At 34.1% G+C, this 23,251-nt stretch carries 24 protein-coding genes and 1 riboswitch; of the genes, 16 read left to right on the forward strand and 8 right to left on the reverse strand.

Annotated elements, in window-relative coordinates; genetic code table 11:
• The first annotated feature begins 382 nt into the window (after positions 1–382).
• From JFU54_RS06335 to alo, 6 genes are all read left to right on the forward strand, one after another.
• On the forward strand, positions 383–1,060 hold the full coding sequence (locus JFU54_RS06335; protein ID WP_201064000.1) for a response regulator transcription factor: 678 nt from the start codon (positions 383–385) through the stop codon (positions 1,058–1,060).
• 481 nt (positions 1,061–1,541) lie between these two features.
• A complete protein-coding gene (locus tag JFU54_RS06340) occupies positions 1,542–2,555 on the forward strand; it encodes a siderophore ABC transporter substrate-binding protein (protein ID WP_201064001.1) in 1,014 nt (337 codons plus the stop codon).
• A gap of 19 nt (positions 2,556–2,574) precedes the next feature.
• Positions 2,575–3,591 (forward strand): ABC transporter permease, encoded by a 1,017-nt coding sequence (locus JFU54_RS06345; RefSeq protein WP_000042070.1) that lies wholly within the window; start codon positions 2,575–2,577, stop codon positions 3,589–3,591.
• Positions 3,588–4,652 (forward strand): iron chelate uptake ABC transporter family permease subunit, encoded by a 1,065-nt coding sequence (locus tag JFU54_RS06350; RefSeq protein ID WP_000631234.1) that lies wholly within the window; start codon positions 3,588–3,590, stop codon positions 4,650–4,652. Before JFU54_RS06345 ends, JFU54_RS06350 begins: the two co-directional genes overlap by 4 nt.
• Positions 4,649–5,401, forward strand: a complete 753-nt coding sequence (locus JFU54_RS06355; RefSeq protein ID WP_002089518.1) for an iron ABC transporter ATP-binding protein — start codon at positions 4,649–4,651, stop codon at positions 5,399–5,401. The genes JFU54_RS06350 and JFU54_RS06355 overlap by 4 nt, the downstream gene beginning before the upstream one ends.
• 578 nt (positions 5,402–5,979) lie before the next feature.
• Complete coding sequence (gene alo, locus JFU54_RS06360; protein WP_201064002.1) at positions 5,980–7,518, forward strand: anthrolysin O/cereolysin O family cholesterol-dependent cytolysin Alo; 1,539 nt, start codon at positions 5,980–5,982, stop codon at positions 7,516–7,518.
• Positions 7,519–7,569: 51 nt separating this feature from the next.
• Here alo and JFU54_RS06365 read toward each other — a convergent pair whose 3' ends face one another.
• The 3 genes from JFU54_RS06365 to JFU54_RS06375 all read right to left on the reverse strand — a co-directional run bounded on the left by JFU54_RS06365 (position 7,570) and on the right by JFU54_RS06375 (position 10,040).
• Positions 7,570–8,850, reverse strand: coding sequence for a purine/pyrimidine permease (locus tag JFU54_RS06365; protein WP_201064003.1), 1,281 nt, complete (start codon positions 8,848–8,850; stop codon positions 7,570–7,572).
• 127 nt (positions 8,851–8,977) lie between these two features.
• Positions 8,978–9,427: a cyanase gene (cynS, locus tag JFU54_RS06370; protein ID WP_001081567.1), complete on the reverse strand. Its 450-nt coding sequence runs from the start codon at positions 9,425–9,427 to the stop codon at positions 8,978–8,980.
• Positions 9,428–9,458: 31 nt separating this feature from the next.
• Complete coding sequence (locus tag JFU54_RS06375; RefSeq protein ID WP_016102247.1) at positions 9,459–10,040, reverse strand: beta-class carbonic anhydrase; 582 nt, start codon at positions 10,038–10,040, stop codon at positions 9,459–9,461.
• 167 nt (positions 10,041–10,207) lie between these two features.
• On the opposite strand from JFU54_RS06375, the gene JFU54_RS06380 reads away from it, so the two are divergent.
• On the forward strand, positions 10,208–10,639 hold the full coding sequence (locus JFU54_RS06380) for an Lrp/AsnC family transcriptional regulator (RefSeq protein ID WP_002096214.1): 432 nt from the start codon (positions 10,208–10,210) through the stop codon (positions 10,637–10,639).
• A 261-nt stretch (positions 10,640–10,900) separates the two neighbouring features.
• On the opposite strand, the gene JFU54_RS06385 is transcribed toward JFU54_RS06380, so the two are convergent.
• From JFU54_RS06385 to JFU54_RS06395, 3 genes are all read right to left on the reverse strand, one after another.
• Positions 10,901–11,263, reverse strand: coding sequence for a hypothetical protein (locus JFU54_RS06385; protein WP_016096561.1), 363 nt, complete (start codon positions 11,261–11,263; stop codon positions 10,901–10,903).
• A 319-nt stretch (positions 11,264–11,582) separates the two neighbouring features.
• The gene (locus JFU54_RS06390; RefSeq protein ID WP_201064004.1) at positions 11,583–12,530 is read right to left on the reverse strand and encodes a DUF4179 domain-containing protein; all 948 of its coding nucleotides are present in this window, start codon (positions 12,528–12,530) and stop codon (positions 11,583–11,585) included.
• 3 nt (positions 12,531–12,533) lie between these two features.
• Positions 12,534–13,064 carry an RNA polymerase sigma factor SigX gene (locus tag JFU54_RS06395; protein ID WP_201064006.1) on the reverse strand — a complete coding sequence of 177 codons (531 nt, stop codon included), beginning with the start codon at positions 13,062–13,064 and terminating at the stop codon, positions 12,534–12,536.
• A gap of 401 nt (positions 13,065–13,465) precedes the next feature.
• On the opposite strand from JFU54_RS06395, the gene psiE reads away from it, so the two are divergent.
• The 6 genes from psiE to JFU54_RS06425 all read left to right on the forward strand — a co-directional run bounded on the left by psiE (position 13,466) and on the right by JFU54_RS06425 (position 18,484).
• Positions 13,466–13,870, forward strand: coding sequence for a phosphate-starvation-inducible protein PsiE (psiE, locus tag JFU54_RS06400; protein WP_201064008.1), 405 nt, complete (start codon positions 13,466–13,468; stop codon positions 13,868–13,870).
• A gap of 137 nt (positions 13,871–14,007) precedes the next feature.
• Positions 14,008–14,523, forward strand: coding sequence for a spermidine N1-acetyltransferase (gene speG / locus JFU54_RS06405; RefSeq protein ID WP_002144946.1), 516 nt, complete (start codon positions 14,008–14,010; stop codon positions 14,521–14,523).
• 434 nt (positions 14,524–14,957) lie between these two features.
• On the forward strand, positions 14,958–16,520 hold the full coding sequence (locus tag JFU54_RS06410; RefSeq protein ID WP_201064010.1) for an ABC-F family ATP-binding cassette domain-containing protein: 1,563 nt from the start codon (positions 14,958–14,960) through the stop codon (positions 16,518–16,520).
• Positions 16,513–17,706: an MFS transporter gene (locus JFU54_RS06415; protein WP_201065556.1), complete on the forward strand. Its 1,194-nt coding sequence runs from the start codon at positions 16,513–16,515 to the stop codon at positions 17,704–17,706. Before JFU54_RS06410 ends, JFU54_RS06415 begins: the two co-directional genes overlap by 8 nt.
• 156 nt (positions 17,707–17,862) lie before the next feature.
• Positions 17,863–18,096, forward strand: a complete 234-nt coding sequence (locus tag JFU54_RS06420; protein ID WP_078204922.1) for a DUF3955 domain-containing protein — start codon at positions 17,863–17,865, stop codon at positions 18,094–18,096.
• Positions 18,097–18,196: 100 nt separating this feature from the next.
• Positions 18,197–18,484 carry a DUF3947 family protein gene (locus JFU54_RS06425; RefSeq protein WP_201064012.1) on the forward strand — a complete coding sequence of 96 codons (288 nt, stop codon included), beginning with the start codon at positions 18,197–18,199 and terminating at the stop codon, positions 18,482–18,484.
• A gap of 134 nt (positions 18,485–18,618) precedes the next feature.
• Here the strand turns inward: JFU54_RS06425 and crcB (JFU54_RS06430) are convergent, their stop codons facing one another.
• Both crcB (JFU54_RS06430) and crcB (JFU54_RS06435) read right to left on the reverse strand, forming a co-directional pair.
• A complete protein-coding gene (crcB, locus tag JFU54_RS06430; RefSeq protein ID WP_002167412.1) occupies positions 18,619–18,975 on the reverse strand; it encodes a fluoride efflux transporter CrcB in 357 nt (118 codons plus the stop codon).
• Positions 18,972–19,376 carry a fluoride efflux transporter CrcB gene (gene crcB, locus JFU54_RS06435; RefSeq protein WP_002143706.1) on the reverse strand — a complete coding sequence of 135 codons (405 nt, stop codon included), beginning with the start codon at positions 19,374–19,376 and terminating at the stop codon, positions 18,972–18,974. The genes crcB (JFU54_RS06430) and crcB (JFU54_RS06435) overlap by 4 nt, the downstream gene beginning before the upstream one ends.
• A gap of 54 nt (positions 19,377–19,430) precedes the next feature.
• A riboswitch (Fluoride riboswitch) is annotated at positions 19,431–19,490 on the reverse strand.
• A gap of 219 nt (positions 19,491–19,709) precedes the next feature.
• Here crcB (JFU54_RS06435) and JFU54_RS06440 point away from each other — a divergent pair.
• From JFU54_RS06440 to JFU54_RS06450, 3 genes are all read left to right on the forward strand, one after another.
• On the forward strand, positions 19,710–20,768 hold the full coding sequence (locus JFU54_RS06440) for an endonuclease/exonuclease/phosphatase family protein (RefSeq protein WP_201064014.1): 1,059 nt from the start codon (positions 19,710–19,712) through the stop codon (positions 20,766–20,768).
• Positions 20,769–20,802: 34 nt separating this feature from the next.
• A complete protein-coding gene (locus tag JFU54_RS06445) occupies positions 20,803–22,305 on the forward strand; it encodes a DUF4077 domain-containing protein (RefSeq protein ID WP_002143703.1) in 1,503 nt (500 codons plus the stop codon).
• A gap of 211 nt (positions 22,306–22,516) precedes the next feature.
• Positions 22,517–22,912: an SET domain-containing protein gene (locus tag JFU54_RS06450; protein ID WP_000573650.1), complete on the forward strand. Its 396-nt coding sequence runs from the start codon at positions 22,517–22,519 to the stop codon at positions 22,910–22,912.
• The last annotated feature ends 339 nt before the right edge of the window (positions 22,913–23,251 follow it).

The raw sequence follows: 23,251 nt of genomic DNA on the forward strand, positions 1-23,251 counted from the left end.
AAATAAACAACAACAAAATGAATTCTACACAAGTATTTATAAGTAGAAAAATAGAAAGAATACAGTTTTTTTGTTTTGTGGTTTTATAAAATGCTTAAGGTGATGGGGATGGAGCGATCCCTCTGAAACAAAAAATGAAGAAATGGTTATTGATGATAAGCAGGTAGATACTATAGCTGCCCCTTAATGATTAAAAAATATTTATTTAAATCTTCATATATTTTGTGTTTTTCTCCATATCTATTGTAAGATTATATAGAGTTCTCCTAATAAGCTGTTATAATGACTTTTTTTAGGAATTTAATACTTATAAATCTTAAATTATTTTTTGGGGATAATTTTTTATCCAACTAAGTTATATTGAAGTAGAGGTGAACCATCGGTGAAGCAGGTGTTAGTAATTAAGAATGAACGGTCTTTTGCAAAGAAAATCGTAAGCGGTCTAACGCAAGAGGGCTATTTCATTTTAAAACTTCACAATGAAAACCAAGGTTTAAATATAGTATATGAACAAGATTGGGATATTATCATATTGGATTGGGATTCATTAAGTATATCGGGGCCAGAAATTTGTAGACAAATACGACTTGTTAAAACGACACCGATAATTATTGTGACCGACAATATTTCTAGCAAGGATTGCATAGCAGGGCTACAAGCAGGAGCAGATGATTATATTAGAAAACCATTTGTGAAAGAAGAATTAGTAGCAAGGGTTCAAGCTATTTTAAGGAGAACTGACTGTATCCAGCAAAATGAGATAAATTTTTTTCAGTTTAAAGATCTCTTTGTTGATGCATCTAGCCATATTGTGAAAAAAGGTGGTAAAAATCTCTCGCTTACGAAGCGCGAGTACGATTTACTTGTATTTTTAATCAAGAATAAAAATACAATATTGAGCCGTGAAATGCTTTTGAATCAGGTTTGGGGATATAACGTAGTAGTAAATCCAAATGTAGTAGACTTATATATTGGGTATGTAAGAAAAAAGTTAAAGTGCGAGAAGAAAGACAGATATATTCAAACGATACATGGCAGAGGCTATTCAATGGTTGAATGATAAAAATAAGATAATAGGTAAAGTACAGTTTGTCATAATAGAAAAAACGAGTAAAACTATTTCATACAGTTTTACTCGTTTTTTCTATTAAACCTGATAATCAAATAGTTTCTGTGAAATATTAAAAGACGGAAACTATAAAAAGAAGATTGCTATCAGGCAATGGATTATGAAAAAACAAGCTATTAATGGGCATTTTTTTGCAGTAGAAATCATGGTTTATAAGGTGCCCAATCTATTGATTAGTACGTGTGGGGGATGACTCTGGTGCGCATTAGATGAGACTGTATCTAATTTATGTTTAATTTTATTAACTCACACCATTCACAAGATTTTCACATAATTAATGACTATACTTATTAACAGGATGTTCAAATGAAAATGATTATCAATAGCGATTTAAATGCAGAAAAGTTACTATCTAATTTAATCTATGGACGTTATCATTTTCGAACTAAATTACATTATAAGGAGTATACGTATGAAAAAAACTATGCTTTTAAAATTAGTAAGTATTCTAGCAATTTTCACTTTAATGTTAGTAGCTTGCTCAGATTCAAGTAAGGAAACTTCGAAAGCTAATAAAGGTGATAGTAGTGATAAGCCAAAAACGGTTGAAATCACTGATGCTCATGGAACTGTTAAAGTCCCTGTAAACCCAAAGAATGTAGTTGCTTTGGATAACAGAACTTTTGAAACTTTATCTGATTGGGGAATTAAATTAGCGGCTGCTCCAAAGGATATAATGCCTGCAGATTCAGCATATAAAAAGGATGATTCAGTTAAAAATATTGGGAATCACCGCGAACCAAATCTTGAAATTATTGCAGCGGCAAACCCTGAACTTGTAATCGTTGGTCAAAGATTTGCTGATCATTACGAAGAAATCAAAAAGTTAGTGCCAAAAGCAGCTGTTATTGATCTTAATTTTGATGTTTCTGAGAAATCTACTACGCCTGGAAAAAATTTAGTAGATGGACTTAAAAATTCTACAACTACTCTAGGAAAAATCTTTGATAAAGATAAAGAAGCTAAACAATTAGTAGCTGATTTTGATAAATCTATTGAAAAAGCAAAATCTGCTTATAACGGAAAAGATAAAGTTATGAGTGTTATCGTTACTGGTGGGAATATTGGTTTTGCTGCTCCACATTCTGGTCGTGTTTGGGGACCAATGTATGAAATTTTCGGTTGGACTCCAGCATTAGAAGTGTCTAATTCTACTGCAGGTCATAAAGGTGATGACGTTTCTGTTGAAGCTATTGCACAAACAAATCCTGATTGGCTTTTCGTATTAGATCGTGATGCTGCAACATCTGATGCAGCTAAGTCAACACCTGCTAAGGATGTTATTTCTAAATCACCAGCTCTTCAAAACACAACTGCTGTTTCTAAAAAACAAGTTGTTTATGCACCAGAAGATACTTACACAAATGAATCAATTCAGACTTATGTAGAGTTATTTGGAAATCTTGCAAAAACTTTAGCTAAGTAGTGTAAAGGGGTACGAAACAGTGTCAAAAAATATGATTTCTAGGGTTGAGAATATTTCTCAACCCCAGTTTTATAATCACAATAAAATATGGACAAAACCTTTTATAATAGCGGTTATAGTTGTTATGATTTTAGGGATTATATCACTGTTTACTGGAGTTTATGATATACGTGGACAAGAGGATGGAATGGAAATGTTTTTCATCACTCGTGTTCCGAGAACAGTTGCATTAATGCTTACTGGAGCTGCAATGGCGATGGCAGGACTCGTAATGCAACTCATTACACAGAATCGCTTTGTTGAACCTACTACAACGGGTACTATTGAATGGTCAGGCTTAGGCCTGCTTTTTGTGTATTTATTATTTCCTGCCCCGACTTTAGTTCAAAGAATGACTGGTGCAATCATTTTTTCTTTTATAGGAACTATGATTTTCTTTTTATTTTTAAGAAGAGTTAAGCTTCGTTCGTCTTTAATTGTCCCGATTATTGGATTGATGCTTGGAGCAGTTATTTCTGCAGTTTCTACTTTTATGGGACTTCTTTTTCAAATGACGCAAAGTATTGAAACTTGGTTCGTAGGTTCATTTGCTAACATTCAGGTGGGAAGATATGAATATTTATGGCTGATTGTTATCATTACTTTGCTTATTTTTATGTATGCTAATAGATTGACTTTAGCTGGACTAGGAGAAGATGTCGCAACAAGCCTTGGCGTTAATTACAATAGAATTGTTCTTTTTGGGACTGGCCTTATCTCTGTTGCAGTTGGAATTGTTGCAGCTGTTATTGGACACTTACCTTTCTTGGGATTAATTGTGCCAAATATTGTTTCCATGTTTAGAGGTGATGATCTTAGAAGTAATTTACCTTGGGTTTGTGTGATTGGAATGGGGACAATAACTGCCTGTGACATCATTTCTCGAACAATTATAAAGCCTTTTGAAGTCCCTGTTTCTTTAATACTTGCAACAGTGGGAGCGGTCGTGTTTATTACTATTCTATTGAGACAAAGAAAACCAAGGAGGCTGCGATGATCACATTAGAATATAAAAATAAAGAAAATGTCGAAATCGATTCTAGCCTTCATAATGAAAGTAGATCAGCTAGTGCTTTTCGTTCTAAGAAGGAAGCAAGACGTTATTGGATTTTACTCATAACATTGATTGCTTTAGGTCTCCTTTCTTCATATGGACTTTTAGTTTATAATAACCCAGTTCCGATAGATTCACCTTCTTTTATCCCAGTTGTTAAGAGAAGGATAGTGGCTATTGTTGCAATGATTATTGCTGCAGTTTGCCATAGCTTATCGACAGTTGCTTTCCAATCTATTACGAATAATAAGATTATTACTCCTTCACTTTTAGGTTTCGAATCACTTTATTCAGCAATTCAAACGAGTACAATATTCTTCTTTGGTGCTAGTGCATTAATAAACTTTAATGGAATTGGATCATTTTTATTTCAAGTTGTTGTGATGGTCTTCATGAGTTTGATACTTTATGGATGGTTACTTTCCGGTAAATACGGGAATTTACAACTTATGCTTTTAGTTGGAATTATTATTGGTACCGGGCTAAATTCTGTGTCAACTTTCATGAGAAAACTACTTGCGCCTTCAGAATTTGATATTTTACAAGCGAGATTATTTGGTTCTGTTAATCATGCAGACCCTGCATATTTTCCTATTGTAATTCCTATGATCATAATTGTAGCAGTATTAATTTTTGCTCATTCTAAGAAGTTGAATGTTTTGTCATTAGGAAAGGATGTTGCTACTTCTTTTGGGGTTAAATATCAACCTAGTGTAATTTATACGCTTGTGTTAGTTGCTATTTTGATGTCTATCTCAACAGCTCTAATTGGACCACTTACGTTCTACGGCTTTTTAGTAGCAACTTTGAGTTATCAGGCGGCGTCAACTTATGATCATAGATATATTTTTCCAATGGCTTTTGCAATAGGATTTTTGATAATGACGAGTGCATACTTTTTAATGTATCATGTATTCCATGCTCAAGGTGTAGTTTCAGTTATTATTGAATTATTTGGTGGAATCATATTCTTAACTATAGTTTTAAGGAAGAGGGCTTTATGATAAAAATTGATAATGTTAAAAAGTTCTATACTGATAAGGTGAAAATAGGACCTTTGGATATTGAAATACCAAAAGCGGGCTTTACTTCTTTAATTGGACCAAATGGCGCTGGAAAGTCAACGACACTATTGATGATTGGAAGACTTTTAGATATGGATGAAGGCCAAATTCAGGTAGCAAATATGGATGTTTCTGAATCCAAATCAAAAGACTTAGCAAAAGTTTTGACCATATTGCGACAAGAGAATCATTTTGTAACTAGGCTTACTGTTAGACAATTAGTTGGATTTGGGCGCTTTCCTTATTCAAAGGGAAGATTAACTAAAGAGGATGAAGCTATTATTTCTAAATATATCGATTTCCTAGATTTAACTAATTTAGAGAATAGATATTTAGATGAGCTTTCTGGTGGCCAAAGACAAAGGGCATATGTAGCGATGGTATTGTGCCAAGAGACTGAATATGTACTTTTGGACGAGCCTCTGAACAACCTTGATGTTGCTCGTTCTGTTCAAATGATGGAGCATTTGAGACGTGCAGCTAATGAATTTGGAAGAACAATTTTGACTGTTATGCATGACATAAATTTTGCAGCCAAATATTCGGATAAAATTTGTGCTATGAAGGATGGACAAATTGCTGCTTTTGGAACAGTAGAAGAGGTTATGGACCCAACAATTTTAACAGATATTTTTGAAACGAAAATTGAAATTATCAAAGGTCCTTATGGGCCAATCGCTGTTTATTAGTTACAAAATGTGAAAAATGAGTATGTCAAAAAAATACTGTAGCTTGTGTAAATCATGCCAGCTACTCTAGTTGAAGTTGCTGTCTGTATTTTATAGGCAGCAGCTTTTTTTATGCGGTTGCCCATGATAACTCTTAATATTTCTGGCTGCTCGTAACAGTCCTGCATGTATTTCATTACTTCCGGTCCTGCGATGCTTCCAACAATAAACTTGTAAATTACTTATGAAATGCAAAGGAATGCTTTGTGTTTTCAAGTATTTACCAAACGAAAAATTTATCTCTGTATAACTTTTTATAAGAATTCAGCTTGTTTTTTTGTATGTAATATTGCATATAAGAGTGTATTGATAAAAGTGTAAGGGGTCACTATAATGAGGGCATAAAGATAAATCACATTTTCGTAGCAATAAAAAAGGAGGAAATAATATGGAAATCGCAATGGCAGTTTTGAAATTTGTAGGTGGCGTAATCCCGTTAATTCAAGAACTTTTGAAAGCATTTATGTAGGTTTATTAGTTAGCTATCATTTATCAATCATTTATCAATCATTATCATATCTTACTAAAAAAAGAATGGGGTGATTTTTCTGAATATTAAGAAAAACACTAAAAGAAGAAAGTTCCTTGCGTGTTTATTAGTTAGTCTATGCACTATTAATTATTCATCTATTTCCTTCGCAGAAACACAAGTAGGTAATGCAACTGATGTAACCAAAAATGCTAGTGGCATTGATACTGGTATAGCAAATCTTAAATATAATAATCAAGAGGTTTTAGCTGTAAATGGTGATAAAGTAGAGAGCTTTGTTCCAAAAGAAAGTATCAATTCAAATGGTAAATTTGTAGTAGTGGAACGCGAGAAAAAATCACTTACAACTTCACCAGTCGATATTTCGATTATTGATTCTGTGGTGAATCGTACGTATCCAGGAGCGGTACAACTTGCAAATAAAGCTTTTGCAGACAATCAACCGAGTTTATTAGTGGCTAAGAGAAAGCCTTTGAATATTAGTATAGACTTACCTGGCATGAGAAAAGAAAATACAATTACTGTCCAAAATCCGACATATGGTAATGTGGCTGGAGCAGTAGATGATTTAGTATCTACTTGGAATGAAAAGTATTCTAAAACACATACGTTACCCGCAAGAATGCAGTATACAGAATCTATGGTTTATAGTAAATCACAAATCGCAAGTGCCCTTAACGTTAACGCCAAATATCTTGATAACAGTCTAAACATTGATTTTAATGCGGTTGCAAATGGAGAGAAAAAAGTGATGGTAGCGGCATATAAGCAAATATTTTATACCGTAAGTGCTGAACTACCTAACAATCCATCCGATCTTTTTGATAATAGTGTTACTTTTGGTGAGTTAACTCGTAAAGGTGTAAGTAATTCGGCTCCACCTGTTATGGTCTCAAATGTAGCTTATGGTAGAACTGTTTATGTAAAATTAGAAACAACATCTAAGAGCAAAGATGTACAAGCTGCTTTTAAAGCCTTACTTAAGAATAACAGCGTCGAAACGAGTGGACAGTACAAAGATATTTTTGAAGAAAGTACTTTTACTGCTGTAGTATTAGGCGGAGATGCGAAAGAGCATAACAAGGTTGTTACTAAAGATTTCAATGAAATCCGAAATATCATTAAAGATAATGCTGAATTAAGTCTTAAAAATCCAGCATACCCAATTTCATATACAAGTACTTTTTTAAAAGATAATGCAACTGCTGCTGTTCATAACAATACAGATTATATCGAGACGACAACTACAGAATATTCAAGTGCTAAAATGACACTGGATCATTACGGTGCTTACGTTGCTCAATTTGATGTATCTTGGGATGAATTCACATTTGATCAAAATGGGAAAGAAGTACTAACACATAAAACATGGGATGGTAGCGGCAGAGACAAAACAGCTCATTACTCTACAGTTATCCCTCTTCCACCAAATTCAAAAAATATAAAAATCGTAGCTAGAGAATGTACTGGTCTTGCATGGGAATGGTGGAGAACAATTATTAATGAACAAAATGTTCCATTAACAAATGAAATAAAAGTTTCAATTGGAGGAACAACATTATACCCAACTGCTAGTATTAGTCATTAGGTATAAAAAGGCGCCCTGTAAGCAGGGCGCTTTTTTACTTAGTCACAAATTTTACTCTTTCCAAAACTGTTCCAATAGAATGACAAGCATGGTACCCACAAGTAATCCATTACTTAAAACATATTGTAAGGAAGAAGGAATTCCGCTAAATGCACTTTCTGGAAGAAACATTATTCCCAAACTGATTAATAATGAAATTCCTAATATAGTTAATCGGCGTTGATTTAATTCTTCACGTAAAATGGATTGGAATGAAATGCCTATTACTTGGACAAATGTTGCTAAAAGTGCGGCATTAGCAATAGGACCTGGTAGCAAGGATATAAAGTTTACAATTGAAGGAATAAAAGAAATTCCTGCTAATATAAGACTTGCTATAAGGAACGACTTCACTTTTCTTTGTCCTGTTAGTTGAATAAATCCTGCTGATGCAGGTAATGGTACAATTCCAATTGTAGAAAACACCGACGAGATAATATGCGATATACCTCCGGCCCACACGCCGCGGTTCAGTATTTGCTTTTCATTTTCTTTAGATAACGGAGCCACTTGTTTTACAGCCGAAATAGCAGCGATTGTATTTGCAACTAAAAGAAATGTAAATAAAGTTGCAGTTAGAGCCATTCCGATATCTAATCTAGGTGTGCCCCAAGAAAATAGCTCTGGTAACTTAACTAACGGTGTGTGTGAAGGTATATGAGATGATTTTCCTAATACAGCATACAAAAGCCAACCACATGAAATTCCAAGTAACACAGCGTAACTTTTCATCCATCCGTTCCCTTTAATTGATAAGAAAGTAATAAGGGCAAAAACAAAGAGCGCAATAGCAGCCGTTGTATAATCAGGATGAGTTACAGCTCCTTGTAATCCCATCATTCCTTTTAGTAACACACCACTAAGCTGAAGAGATAATATTAAAAGAAAAGTTCCTGTAACCAAGGGTGTAAATAAACGTAGAATTCGATGAACAAGCCCTGTTATACCAAGGACGAAGAGTAATATACCTGCAATAATTAATCCACCTTCTAAAAGTTGTAATACATCCTTTGCACTTTGTCCCTGATGCATAGCGACTTGTCCCAATATGACAAATATACTTACCCATGAGCCGGCTGGCCCATCCGCTATGGGATAGCGATGCCCAAACCATGCTTGTATAAATGAACTTACTCCTACAACTAAAAAAGTTCGTTGCATTAATGTTGAGATATCTTCTATTGATAAATGGAATATGCCACCAATAATGATAGGCAATGCAATTGCATTTGCTAATAAAAACACAAACCACTGTAGAATACTAAAGCTCGTATCGACGTATTTTTTATTCATATTATTCTCCCTCGTATAAAAAGAATCTCATAGTAAAAATCCATCCTTTCTACACAGCTAGATTAAAAAGGATGGATTTTGTAAATCTATAAAATCACTTTAATTATATAAATAGATTTTTAATTAATTACCATGTACGGAACGGTAAGAATTTCCCGTTAAGTGTAATCACGATACGAGGATCGCCACCTTTTGGATCTTCTTGTGTGTCCACACCTAGATTGAAGTTAATTGCACTCATTACACCTTCGCCAGCTTTTTCTAGGATTAATTCTCTAAGAGTTGGTGCGTATTGTAACATCATTTCATATAATCGATATAAGATTGGGTCAGTAGGAGGCATTTGCATTACTTGACCTCTAAGTGGAACTACTGTTAATGCTTGAACTACTTCTTCATCTAATTCTAATAGTTTACCGATTTTTTCTGCTTCTGGACGTGTCATTGTAGCTTGTCCTAATAACGCTGTTACAACCCAAGTCTCAGAGTTTTCACTTACTTTTGAAATTTCTTCCCATGTTAAACCTTTTGCAATTTTTGCTTCCATAATTTTTTGCGTAGCTTCTTGTCTATTCATATCTAATAACTTCCCTTCATTTAAGTAATAATTAATTTTTCATACCATTTAATGCTTTATATCCATCAACTATTAAATCTAATTTACCTGTGTGAGGATCAATAACTAAACCATGTACAGGAACATCTTTTGGAATAAGTGGATGATTTCTTACTAAATCAACATTAGCTTGAGTTGAACCGTTGACATCATCGAATCCAAATAACCATTTTTCAAGGTCAACACCAGCATATTCAATCGCTGATAAAATTTCTGGTGAAGCTACTCCACGATCTAATATTTTTTGAAGTGTTCCTTTTGGATTAGTTTGGCTCGCACCACATCTTTGGTGTCCGATAAGGAAGATTTCATCTGCATTTAAATCATATACTGATGCGACAACACTTTGCATAACACTATCGAAAGCAGAAGCAATTTTACCACCTGCATTTCTGATAACTTTTGCATCACCATCGTGTATATCTAAAGCTTTTGGAAGTAGCTCAATTAAACGAGCGTCCATGCAAGAAACAACAACCATACGTTTTTTAGGCATTTTTGTCGCTTCATGAGGAGCGTATTCTTTATTTTCTACAAATTGTTCATTGAACGATAAAATCTCTTGTAATAACATATTTGTAACCTCCTTTAAATCTAGATGTATTCTTTTGTTGCGTCCTCTGTGTTATAAGTAAATATAACTGATAAACAATGTGATGTAAGAGGATAAACTAAGTATAGTGAATTGTATCGACAAGCAGAATAAGTTGGCGAAACACTTTCTGGCTTTCTACTTTCACGATGAAAGGATTGGTTTATATCATTGATCAAACAGATTTTGAGATACTGAAATTATTAGGAGAAAACTCAAGAATACAATGGAAAGAACTTGGTCAAAAAATACATATGACGGGGCAGGCTGTAGGAAATCGAATTCGAAGATTAGAGGATTTAGGGATTATTGAACAATATACAATTGCAATAAACCGAATCAAATTAGGACAAGTAGTGACTGCATTTGTTACTTTGTTCGTAACAACAGCTAATCACCAAGAGTTTATGAATTTCTTTCAAGGAGAAGAAGGGATTTCTGAAGTACACCGTATAAGCGGTGAGGGATGTTATTTATTAAAAACACATTTTGCTTCTAATGAAGAATTGGATAACTTTCTGGGGCGACTATTAAAGTATGGGAATTATCGTGTTAATCTATCAATAGGGAAGTTAAAATAAACTTTCTGCAAGTTTATGGTTCTTTTTGCTGGTGGGAAAGATATGGTTCCAAAAATAAAAGGATTATCTCTTATTAAATAAGAGATAATCCTTTTATTTGTTTTTAATAATTATTGATTATTTTACATCTGATTTTTCTTTTTTCATTATTTGCTTTTGACTAGTGAAGGGAACTTTTTTAACATCAAAACCCCTGCGCTGTATGCAACAGGGATTCTATTATTACTTATCTGACGGTATGATCCTATTTCATTTTATAGCTTATTTAGAAGAATCATGTACAGGTTTTGATTTAGTGTCCTCAGGCATTTCAAAGGTTTGATTATGGTTAGATTTCACATCTTCGTTAGGAATTGCTGGCACTGCGTCTTCAGGTGAATTATGGATTGGCGAAGAGGTTGTTGTTCCATCTAAACTTGTTGTAACTGACATTGGTTGATTTTGATCAATTTTTGTACCTTTGTCCATCTTTTTTGCGGATTCTTTTTCACTTTTATTTGTTTGTCTCCATTCTATTTTTTTATTCGATTCTAGTTTGTTCGTTTTCATATCTTCTGTATCTACTGCACCACCCGCTAATAATCCTGTACTTAAAAGTGTTCCTGCTAATAATGTTTTAAACATTTTCCATTACCTCCTTGTTTAAGATTCCATTTAGCATAAAACAGGTATCTGGAGTTTATTTGGAGTTCATCTAGATTTTATGTAAGTTTTGCATGTAGGGGCACCATACGAAAAAAGAAAATTGTGCGTTTGGACGAAAAGTAGCCGATTCCCTGTATGTTAAGGAACCGGCTACTTTCTATACTACCTTTTTATGTTTATGAAATTAAAAATGATAGAGTAGAAATCATGTATGAAATAAATGTAAGTAACACAAGGAAGAATATAAGCATGGTATTGGATATACATCGTTCTATTCTTTTTTTCATTTAAATTCACTTTATTTTTTCAATTTGGTAGGATCAATTTGAAGTTGACCTTTCCAAGAACCAGATAATTTTCCAATCCTGCTTATATTTACATCTAATGTAAGTGGTTGTTTGAAAGAATCTTTCCCTTCAGGACCTTCGATAAATGTAATGACACCTTCTGGTCTATCCTTAAAACGAATACCTATATGCTTTAATTCTTCACCGGAGGCTTTTAGTTCTAATGGTCCACCATTTGCTCCTTGAATAAATGCTAATTGTCCGAAGTACCCATTTTTCTTATACTCTGGGTTTTTTTCTTGTTGACCATTTACTTTGCCATCATCTTTAAGTTGTAACCCCGTTGTATCAAATTCAAACGGTACTACATTTCCATTTTCTTTTTCAATTTTATAATGAACGGATATACGTGCATCCGCTACATATAATTCTTTCAGATGTACTGTAACCCCTTGATCTGTAATCTTTTCATCAAGAGGAATAAATTGCCCTTTTGTAACGTCTCTTCCTTCATCAATAATCGTATCATTTGAAATTGCATTGGAAAAATAAGAGGCAACATCTGTAGCCGCCACTCGAACTTGTGGAATCATGGCTGTTGAAAAAAGCCCTGCTACCGCTACTGCTATATACATGAAACGTTTTGATTTTTTATTCATATTTGTAAATAATCCCTTCTTCTGTTCAGGTTTTTTATTGATATAAGAAACATCTTCTAATTTTGCGCGACTTTCAAATGCCTTCCACGCTTGGTCTACATCAATTTTGATTTCCTTTGATGAATGTACTATTTCTTCCTCTAACATGACATTTTCCCATTGATTTAATTTACTAATTTCTAGTAATAGGTCTTGGCATGCGTTACACGTATCTAAATGTTTTGTGAATTCTTTTCTTGTCTCATAAGGTAATTCCCCATCCATATATGCTTGAATAAATCCCACATCATAACAATTCATTTATTACGCCTCCTCTAACTGTTTATAAATCTTACGAAACTTTTGTTTGGCTCGGACTAATAATGTTCCAATAGAAGATATGTCAATTTGAAGCACTTCTGCAATTTCCTTATATTGAAAGTCAGAAAACCTCATTAATAAAATGGTTCGATCCCGTTCATCCATGTTACTGAGTACCATTTGTACCTTTGTAATTTCTTCTTGTCTAATCCAGTCATCATCTAATGATGAAATATGTTGTACTTCATGATATTGTATGGTTTTATCTACTCTCGCCTGATGTCGTTTTTCAGATCGTAGACATTTATACGCTACATAAGTAGAAGATTTTATTAGCCATCCAGGTAAGTGTTCAATTCTCTTCCAATCGTTGCGATATAGCTGTAAAAAGACTTCTTGGGCTAATTCTTCAGCGATAGTCTGATTTTTGACAATCCATACGATCTGTTTCACAACGTAAACATAGTTTTGTTTAAACAAATCTTCAAATGTCACATCCGAAAAAGGCCTGTCTTCCTTTTTTATTTTTAACATGTCAGTTAAAACCTCACTCTCATTTGATGCCTGTATTATAGAGAACCCGGAATAACGGGTTTTGTGACAAAATTTTTTATTTTTTTATTATGTACGAAAAAAATATTCATCTGTTAAGGTGAAAAAAGGATGGCAGTGTTCGAATTGTAATAGTGTTTCTAACTATGCACATAAGTGTATTTTACAAGATTAAACACGTCTTATTGAAAAGGCGATTAATAATAGTGAGTTGGAAGAGCTTCTGAATGTGCAATCAAGCTCAATCGTGAAAAGGTTACTTCAAGTATTGGAAGTTCTATATACCGGTGAGAGTAAAGGGAGGAAGTATGATTTAACTTCTTTCCAATGATAATTTTGCTATAATAAATACGTACGTATACGAAGGGGAGCTAAAAGAGAAAATGAAGTCATTTAATATCGATCATTATATAGCTAGCGTTTTACAGTGGATATTAAATATAGCGTTAATCATATTATCCATTGTTTTATCAATCTTTTTAATTAACGAGACGATTACTTTTGTTCAATACATATTTTCAGCGAAGAAGTATACATCTTATAAATTAGTTGAGAGTATCATCGTCTATTTCCTATACTTCGAGTTCATCGCATTAATTATTAAGTATTTTAAGTCGAATTATCATTTTCCGTTACGTTATTTTATTTATATCGGAATTACGGCGTTAATTCGTTTAATTATCGTGTCTCATGAGGAACCAATGGAGACGTTATTATACGCGGGAGCAATTCTTGTTTTAGTTATTTCTTTATACATATCAAATAAGAGAGATTTGAGAAAAGAGTAGTGCAGACATAAGTTTGCACTACTTTTTGTACCTTGACCTTCAAGTTACTTGAAGGTTTACAATGTAATTAGGGCGTTTGAAATCGAAAAAAATTGAGAAATTAAGTGAAGAGGTTATTTTACTTGGAGGTTATAGAAATGAGTCAGGAATTAAAGTTACGTCCTTTAGAACGGGAAGATTTAAAGTTCGTGCACGAACTTAATAATAACGCACATATTATGTCTTATTGGTTTGAAGAGCCGTATGAGGCTTTTGTAGAACTACAGGATTTATATGATAAACATATCCACGATCAAAGTGAACGCCGTTTTATCCTGGAGAAAGATAATGAGATGGTTGGATTAGTTGAGTTAGTGGAAATTGATTATATTCATCGAAGAACTGAATTCCAGATTATTATTGATCCGAATTATCAAGGACATGGTTATGCAGCGGAAGCGACGCGTTTAGCGATGGATTACGCTTTTTCTGTATTAAATATGCATAAACTCTATTTAGTTGTTGATAAAGAGAATGAAAAGGCTGTACATGTTTATAAAAAGGTTGGATTTATGGTGGAAGGTGAGTTACAAGACGAATTTTTCGTTGATGGTAACTACCATAATGCGATAAGAATGTGTATGTTTCAGAAGCAATATTTTGAAAATAAGTAGTTGAATGATTTGGAAGTGATGTTGACGCTTCATAAAAACGTATGCTAAAATCTCTTTTAAGTATTAAGGAAGGTGCAGAACATGCTTTATATAAAATTTGTAAAACTCATTAGAAAACTTTGCTCCGCACAAATGTATACGATGAAGCGTTGTACGGAGCTTAATCATGGGGCATAAAGTCCCTATATTCATCGGCTGAATAACTTTTCTGAAAAGTATAGTGTATCTATGCTTATTTGGTTATGGTTTTTAGCTGATGTATAAAATAGATTAAGGGGCCATAGACAATGCTTTGTCTATGGCCCTTTGTGTATGCTATTCCAATGAGATTTACAAAAATTGGAGTAGTATAGGAAAAAACCACGAAGCAGAGGGCTAGTGTCGAATGACGCTATCTCTCTGCTTTTTTTAATTTCAGGAAAAGAGGAATACGGATGAGTTTACTTAAAGTTGAAAGTTTATCACATAGTTTTATAGATAAAGCCTTATATGAAAATGCTTCTTTTGATTTGCATAAAGGAGAACATATGGGGATTGTTGGACAGAATGGTGCGGGGAAAAGTACGTTAATGAAAATATTGATTGAAGAAATAATTCCTGATAAGGGAGACATAAAGTGGCAGCCTAATATTCAAATTGGGCATCTTGATCAATATGCAGAAATTGATGGAATTTATACCATTTCACAATATTTAAAGAGAGCTTTTTATGATTTGTTTGAAATGGAAGATAGAATGAACAAATTGTATGAAGAAAGTGCTATGACAGGTGATCCTGACAAATTGTTAAAAGCGGCCGCATATCAAGAACAACTTGAGGCTCGTGATTTTTATTCGGTAGATAGCACAATTAGTAAAATTGCAGCTGGCTTAGGTATTGATGCTATTGGCATGAATCGTATAATCGCTGAACTAAGCGGAGGACAACGTGCAAAAGTAATTTTAGCGAAGCTTTTATTAGAAGAGCCTAATATTTTATTACTAGATGAACCGACGAACTTCCTTGATAAAGAGCATGTTGAGTGGCTTGCTAATTATTTAATGAGTTTTGAAGGAGCGTTTATTGTAGTGTCACATAATTTTGATTTTCTAGAAAAAGTGACTTCTTGCATATGTGATGTAGAGTTTGGAACGGTGAAGAAGTATTACGGAAAATACTCAGATTTTGTAAGACAAAAGGAGCATTTGCGAAAAGATTATATTCGCCAATATGATGCACAGCAAAAGAAAATTGAAAAAACGGAAGAGTATATTCGTAGCAATATTGCTGGAGTGAATTCAAAAATAGCGCAAGGACGCAGAAAGCAGCTACAGCGTATGGAAAGAATTGCACCTCCAAATTTTACTCATAAACCATCTATTCATTTTCGTGAGCTTTCAATTTCAGCACAGACGGTTTTGACAGTAAATGACCTTGAGGTTGGATATGAGTTTGCTTTATTACCAAAGTTGAATTTCTCGGTAGTAGGAGGACAAAAATTTGTTATTACAGGATTTAATGGAGTAGGGAAATCCACCTTATTAAAAACAATCGTTGGAAATATTTCTAGTATTTCTGGAGAATTTCAATTTTCAGAGCAAATAAAGATTGGTTATTATGAGCAAGATTTGAATTGGGAGAATGATTCTTTGACACCACTTCAAGTTATTTCGGAGCAGTTTTCTAAGTTGAATATGAAAGAAATACGCCATCATTTAGCTGCGTGTGGTGTGAAAGATACACATGTTTCACAAGAACTTCGTACGTTAAGTGGTGGTGAACAATCGAAGGTGAAACTGTGTGGATTGTTATTATCACCTTGTAATTTTTTAATTTTAGATGAACCGACGAATCATTTAGATGCAGAAGCGAAGGAAGCTTTGCAAAAGGCGCTAATGCAGTTTAAGGGCAGCATTATACTCGTATCTCACGAAGCAAGTTTTTATCATGGTTGGGCAGATAGTATTTTCAACATAGAGAGCGGTTTAATTGAGGAGAGTAAAAAAGATGATAAATGATAATGATTGGAAAGTGAAAATAATAATGTTTTTGACCGCTCAAACGATTTCGTTGTTCGGTTCATCTCTCGTACAGTACGCGATCATATGGCATATCACCCTTACAACATCATCAGGAGTGATGTTGACCATTTCAACTGTTTGCGGTTTCCTACCACAAATTGCGATATCTTTGTTTGCAGGTGTGTGGATTGATCGTTATGACCGTAAAAAGATGATTATGTTATCGGATGGGATTATAGCAATTGCTACGTTAGTTTTGGCAATTTTATTTTTAACAGGATATAAAAGTATTTGGTTACTTTTTATAGTACTACTCATTCGCTCAGCTGGTACAGGGGTGCAAACGCCAGCTGTGAATGCGTTAATTCCACAAATCGTTCCGAAAGATTATCTTATGAAAGTAAATGGGATAAATAGCAGTATTACATCTTTAATTATGTTTCTTTCACCAGCGGCAAGTGCCGCAATTCTTTCTATTGCTAGCATTGAAACAACATTTTTTATTGATGTTATTACGGCTATGATCGGAATTATTATGATGTTTATTATTCAAGTGGAAGGACATGTGAATGCAGAGAGTAAGCAAAAATCTAATCTACAAGGGATAAAAGAGGGATTTGCTTATTTAAAAGAAAATGTATTTATTAAAAGGCTACTCGTTTTATTAATCATTGTCATGATTTTAATAAGTCCAGCTGCCTTTTTAACACCGTTAATGGTAACTCGTTCTTACGGGGCGGAGATGTGGAGACTTACTGCTAGTGAGATGACATTTAGTGCCGGCGCAGCGGCTGGTGGAGTATTAATTGCATCGTGGGGTGGCTTCCGTAATCGTATGCATACAACAGCGCTAGCCTGTGCTTTATATGGTCTGCTTATGATAGGACTAGGAATTGCAACGATATTTATTATGTATTTAATCTTTAATTTTTTAATTGGTATAACAATGCCATGCTTTAATACGCCAGTTACTGTGTTATTGCAGGAGAAAGTAGAACCTTCTATGCACGGGCGGATGTTTAGCCTTGTGCAAATTGCTAACTCATGCGCGCTTCCTTTAGGGATGATAATATTTGGTCCTTTGGCTGATGCGTTTAGTGTAGAGATTTTGTTAATTTATGCTGGGATATTCGTATTATTGTGTTCAATTTATGTTGTATTAAGCAAGAGGTTTGAAGTGTAAATAATTATTGTCTATAAAAGGTTTGTGAGGCAATTTAAGATGCTTCATAAACCTTTTATTTTCATTCTAGTCAATAATAATTTATTGTAAAACAATAAATTATTATTGACTAATGATTTTGTTTTGGATAATATGATGTTAATTAAGAAGAATTATATGAATAGAGGAGAATGTAAAATGAAAAATAAATACGTAGTAGCTATTTCTTTCATGATCTTAGCGATTATTTCTTTAACTATACATGCTTCAAACAGTAAAGTAGGAGCGGATGGATTTCTTGAAGAACCTTTCTTTTTCCTAGTACCGATAAGTTATGTATTGTTCTTTAGTGGTATTGGTGTATTACTATTTGGATTTATTACTTCAAAGCTGAGAAAAAGTAATAGATAAAGTGAAGTTTAATTAGTGAGGGATTCATCAATCGGGACAAAATACGCACTATGAAATAGAAACATACCATATGGAAGAAAAATAATAAGTGAGCTGAATAATGATGAATCATTATTTTTATAATGGTAGACAAGTAGGGGCAGCTATAACGCTAGCCGGGGCACAGATGACAATTCAGGCAGTGCATCAGGCCATTCAAATGCAACAACAAGCACAAGTAGCACGAATGATGCAGAGCCAGTATATGTCGTATTCACAGCTTCCTGTGCAAAGTATACATTATGATGTGTATCCAGCTGGTTTATCCCGCTATTTGCCGGGCAGTAAAACTCCCACCTCAAAATTCGGCAGGAGCAAAGAAGTTAGGTGGGAGATCAACTGCCCGTAAACGCCCGATTGGTGAAGGCTAATAATCAGTGGGTAAGAACAAAACCCCCACTGATTAAAGTTTCACTTTATTTTCCATTCCATATGGCGGGACATACTTCTTATGAAAGAAAGCGACTCAATAGAGTCGCTTTTTTATATTCCACCGAGCTTCATTCCAAGGAATGCGAATAGGATACCAATTATGTAAGTAGTACTTAAATATAAAAGGAATGTGTAAATTTTTTTGCGATTGAGAAGCTGAATGGACTCTAATTTAAGTGTCGAAAATGTCGTGAATGCGCCCATAAATCCAGTTCCTAATAATAATTGCCATCCTGTAGAGACTCCGTTGCCAATTATATACCCGAGTAAAAATGCTCCTGTTATATTAATAAGGAATGTAGCAATTGGAAAGGGTGTTTTATTTCTTTTTTTAAACCAATTGCTAATTGCAAATCGTGTAATCGCACCGAAAAATCCTCCAGTTGCTACTAATAAAGCTTCCATCATAAGTGATCACCTTCCGTAAGTGATTTCTTAATTAAGAAATCACCTAGTGTATAGCCAAGTCCAGACATAATGAGACCGCCAAGTATACTGCATGATACATATAAGAAAGCCGTGCTCCATTCAGAATGATTGATTAATTGCACAGTTTCTACACTAAATGTTGAAAACGTCGTAAAGGAACCGATGAATCCAGTCCCGATGCCTGTGATAACCTCTGAAGGTAAGATGTTTAGCCGGGCGATATACGTAGTTAGCCATGCTAATAAGAAGCAGCCGGCTAAGTTAATGAGTAATGTAGCTAATGGAAAAGAATGATGCCAAAATGTATGAATAGTAAGACCTAAATAATAACGAGAAAGGGCTCCTAATATACCGGCTATACCGACGATAATATAAATCAAATTCCTCACCTCTTTAAATAGCTTGCTCAAAAAAATAGACTCCTACCAGTAGTTATACTGGTAGGAGTCATTAGCTAAGCAGCGGTTATGGCGAACTCCATCACCTATGATTATTACATATAGTGTACTAAACATTGTGTTTAATTTCCAGTGGAGAAGTTGGTGCATTTTGTATTTATATAATAGTTTAAGATAGGGAATCCTTACTTATAAACTAAATATAGTGATATAAGGTTTTCAGTGTGATAAAATATTTCGTATGTCTGTCATTTTTTTATTTAACTGAAAATAAAGAAAAGTAAAATCGTATGTTTTAGAAAAGGAGTCGTTTGTTTGAAAAAGTTATTAAAAATAGTACTTATATGTATTTTAGTAGGTGTGGGAGTTGTAGGTGGGTTTTTAGCTTATATGACACTTACAAAAGAACAGCCGGCTGATGTTATAAGCTTGAAGGTGGAAAACAATAAGGAGCGCGTAATTGCGCATGGAAATGAATTTAAAGTTACAACATTTAATATTGGATATGCTGGACTAGATAAGGATCAAGACTTCTTTATGGATGGGGGAAAAGGATCTGGTTCAAGTAGTAAAGAACAAACGGAAACTAACTTAAAGAATATGCTTTCGTTTTTACAAAATGAGAATAGTGATTTTGCACTATTACAAGAAATAGATATAAAATCAATGCGATCATTTGATATAAATGGGCATGAATTTTTGAAAAAAGGACTACCTGATTATGCTTCGTCATTCGGAAAGAACTACGATACGAAATGGGTTCCGGTGCCAATAACAAATCCGATGGGATATGCTGAAGCTGGATTAAGTACATTTTCTAAATATACGGTTCAAACAGCGAAGAGATTTCAGCTTCCTGGAATGGAGCCGTGGCCAAAGCGTTTATTTGATTTAGACCGAGCGATTGTTGAACATAAAATACCTGTTAATAATGGGAAATTTGTTAGACTCGTAAATTTACATTTGTCTGCTTATGATGAAGGCGGGAAAATTAGAAAACAGCAAGTAGAATATTTAAAAAAATATATGAACAAGCATTATGAAAATGGTGATTATGTCATAATGGGCGGAGACTGGAATCAATTACTTTCTAACGTTCAGTTAAGTGATCCGAAGTTTGTGAAAGAGCGTCCTGAGTGGTTAGTAGAGTTACCAAAGGACTTTACTGATGGTGGCTTTAAGTGGGCTGTAGATCCGTCTGTTATGACTGTGAGAGATGATGTGAAGAAATATGTGGAAGGTGAAAATTTCGTCACGATTATTGATGGCTTTATCGTTTCACCGAATGTTGAAATTGTAAATGTACAAGGGAAAGATTTGAAGTTTGAAAATAGCGATCATAACCCAGTGAGTGCGGTATTCAAGCTGAAGTAATCGATACGTATGAGTAGAAGGTGGGGCTTCATATATGGAGTGGTTAAAGAGAACTTGTTTTTCTAACCTTGAGAAAGAATCACAGAAAAATCATTTATTGCTATTTATCACGATGTGTAGTTTCTTCCTTGGGATAATCGCGATTGGGTATTACGGATATATTTTTACAGAGAGAGCAATAGCATTTTGGATGTGTGGTATTTCTATCGTAGTATTTGGAACGCTGCTTACTTTTATAGAAAGTATGGAAGCAATGTATAAATACATCATGACATGTATGCTACTTATTATGTCTTTCATTATGGTACAAGCATTTAATGAAAGCCCAGCTGTATTTCAAATGGTCTATTTTACATTAGCGGTTTCACTTATTTATTTGAGTGAACGTCTTATTTTAATTCTTGGCGGGGTAGCAGTTGTTGTTACATTTATACTTTGTAGTTATTGGCCAAATCAATTTTTTGCGTATACAGCGTCATCTGAAGCTGCAAATTTCGCAAGCTTGTTAGCGATTGTAACGATTGCAATGTGGGGTGTAACGAAGATTGGTTCTAATCTGTTGGCTCGTTTAAGTGATGAGAAGCAAGCGGTGATGAAGAAAGCTCAGGAGTTAGAAGAAACGCAAAGGCTTATTGAGAGAACAGTTGTGAAACTAGATAGTAATTTCAATCATTTAAGACAAAATATGAATACATCGATGGAGTCAATGAGTGAAATTAACTTTGCTTTTGAAGAAGTAGCAGTGGGAACCCAATCGCAATCAGAGATGATGTCTCGTTCAGTAGAAGTATTGAATGATATGGAGGGGAATATTGAACAAATCATCTCTCAAGTAAGAAATGCTTCGATTCGTGTTGATGAAAGTTTAGAAATTTCAAAGGGTAGTGTAAGTACTTTAAGAAATTTTGAAGCTAACATGAGAAGTTTAAATGATGTTGTTTCACAATCAGGAACTATATTTAGAGAATTGATGACACAATCGAAACAAATTAATGAAATTGTAGATGTAATCACGAATATTTCAAGTCAGACGAGTTTGTTAGCTTTAAATGCAAATATTGAGGCTGCAAGGGCAGGCGAGCATGGAAAAGGTTTTGCTATTGTAGCGAATGAAGTATTAAAGCTTGCTGAAGAATCGAATCGTTCTGCGGGGAGAATTCAAGGGATTTTGAAGGAGTTTAGTAATCAAGCAAGTAAAGTAGAAGTGCAGGTAGAGAAGTCAGAAAGAGTACAAGAAGAATGTAACGAAATGTTAGCAAGTGTTTTGACGAATGTAACGGATTTAGGGAAGTTTATTGATGCGATTAATGATGTAATGAGGGAGATTGTTGGTCATCAAGAAAGTTTCCAAGCTAAAACGACGAATATCGTAAAGGACGTTACACATGCTTCTAACGTAATTCAACAAACTTCTGCAGCTACGGAAGAAGTGTTAGCGAGTGTTGAAGAAGAAAAGCATCGAAATGATACATCGGTGAAGACGTTACATACTGTTAGCGAGCAAGTGAAGTTGCTAGAAGATATTTTAGAAAAGTAATATCTCTTAAAAAGGGTACACCATGTGTGCTCTTTTTTCATTTAAATGAATACTTGATAGTAATTTAATTGCTTTTCTGCGCGTTTTCTGCCAAGCTTAAGGAGATAAACTGAGACTTTAATTAGTGGGGCTATACGCTACTGATTATTAGTTGAACCCCGCAAATAGCGGAATAAAATACTTCAAAGAAAGAATTATATAGGTGACGCATATGATCGAAGTTAAGACTTCTGAACTTAGTGATGGAGAATTTAATAGAGGGGTATTTGCAACTCGTGATATTAAAAAGGGTGAGTTGATTCACTCAGCACCAGTTATCTCTTATCCGAATGAACAGCATGAACACATTGAGAAAACGTTACTTGCTGACTACGCATTTGAGTATGGGGTAAATCATACGGCATTCCTGTTAGGATACGGCATGTTATTTAATCATGCATATAATCCGAATGCAACGTATGATATTGTCTTCGAGAATCATACGTTTAACTTCTTTGCTTACAAAGATATAAAAGCGGGAGAAGAGATTCTAATCAATTATAATGGTGAAGTTGATGACGATGAGCTATTATGGTTTGATAAGGAAAAAGAAGAGAACGAAAAATAAGTTAAAAAGTATAGAAAGGGCACATTCTGTGGGATGTGCTCTTTTTTATTGATGAAAATAAAGTAAAGATTACAAAAAAATACCACTTTTCTTTCGTATGGTATAGTAAGATATTGAAGGGTATTACTTTGAAAAACCTATATATTTTACAAATTGTTGTCTATATGGTTACATGTCAAGTTTAGTAGCCCATTTGGGTTGCTTTATTATGCGATATATATTTTAATATGAGTGGAACCTCTTATAATTTAAGAGGTTTATAGGTGTGCTTTATGTACACTGTATTCACCACGTTAGCTGTTGTTTTGTAATGCATTTTTATGTGGGGATATTATGGAC

Origin of the sequence: Bacillus sp. TH19 (assembly GCF_016651075.1) — a bacterium.
GTDB classification, from domain to species: Bacteria; Bacillota; Bacilli; order Bacillales; family Bacillaceae_G; genus Bacillus_A; species Bacillus_A mycoides.

Excerpts from the sequence above, each read along its gene's own strand:
- JFU54_RS06390 (WP_201064004.1), bottom strand. The coding sequence starts at position 12,530 with ATGAATTGTTATGATGTGGGATTTATTCAAGCATATATGGATGGGGAA.
- JFU54_RS06385 (WP_016096561.1), bottom strand. The coding sequence starts at position 11,263 with ATGTTTAAAACATTATTAGCAGGAACACTTTTAAGTACAGGATTATTA.
- JFU54_RS06395 (WP_201064006.1), bottom strand. The coding sequence starts at position 13,064 with ATGTTAAAAATAAAAAAGGAAGACAGGCCTTTTTCGGATGTGACATTT.
- JFU54_RS06380 (WP_002096214.1), top strand. The coding sequence starts at position 10,208 with ATGAAAGGATTGGTTTATATCATTGATCAAACAGATTTTGAGATACTG.
- JFU54_RS06375 (WP_016102247.1), bottom strand. The coding sequence starts at position 10,040 with ATGTTATTACAAGAGATTTTATCGTTCAATGAACAATTTGTAGAAAAT.
- JFU54_RS06410 (WP_201064010.1), top strand. The coding sequence starts at position 14,958 with ATGAGTTTACTTAAAGTTGAAAGTTTATCACATAGTTTTATAGATAAA.
- JFU54_RS06425 (WP_201064012.1), top strand. The coding sequence starts at position 18,197 with ATGATGAATCATTATTTTTATAATGGTAGACAAGTAGGGGCAGCTATA.
- psiE (WP_201064008.1), top strand. The coding sequence starts at position 13,466 with ATGAAGTCATTTAATATCGATCATTATATAGCTAGCGTTTTACAGTGG.
- JFU54_RS06420 (WP_078204922.1), top strand. The coding sequence starts at position 17,863 with ATGAATAGAGGAGAATGTAAAATGAAAAATAAATACGTAGTAGCTATT.
- JFU54_RS06445 (WP_002143703.1), top strand. The coding sequence starts at position 20,803 with ATGGAGTGGTTAAAGAGAACTTGTTTTTCTAACCTTGAGAAAGAATCA.
- JFU54_RS06355 (WP_002089518.1), top strand. The coding sequence starts at position 4,649 with ATGATAAAAATTGATAATGTTAAAAAGTTCTATACTGATAAGGTGAAA.
- JFU54_RS06340 (WP_201064001.1), top strand. The coding sequence starts at position 1,542 with ATGAAAAAAACTATGCTTTTAAAATTAGTAAGTATTCTAGCAATTTTC.
- JFU54_RS06350 (WP_000631234.1), top strand. The coding sequence starts at position 3,588 with ATGATCACATTAGAATATAAAAATAAAGAAAATGTCGAAATCGATTCT.
- JFU54_RS06365 (WP_201064003.1), bottom strand. The coding sequence starts at position 8,850 with ATGAATAAAAAATACGTCGATACGAGCTTTAGTATTCTACAGTGGTTT.
- JFU54_RS06450 (WP_000573650.1), top strand. The coding sequence starts at position 22,517 with ATGATCGAAGTTAAGACTTCTGAACTTAGTGATGGAGAATTTAATAGA.
- crcB (WP_002167412.1), bottom strand. The coding sequence starts at position 18,975 with ATGATGGAAGCTTTATTAGTAGCAACTGGAGGATTTTTCGGTGCGATT.
- speG (WP_002144946.1), top strand. The coding sequence starts at position 14,008 with ATGAGTCAGGAATTAAAGTTACGTCCTTTAGAACGGGAAGATTTAAAG.
- cynS (WP_001081567.1), bottom strand. The coding sequence starts at position 9,427 with ATGAATAGACAAGAAGCTACGCAAAAAATTATGGAAGCAAAAATTGCA.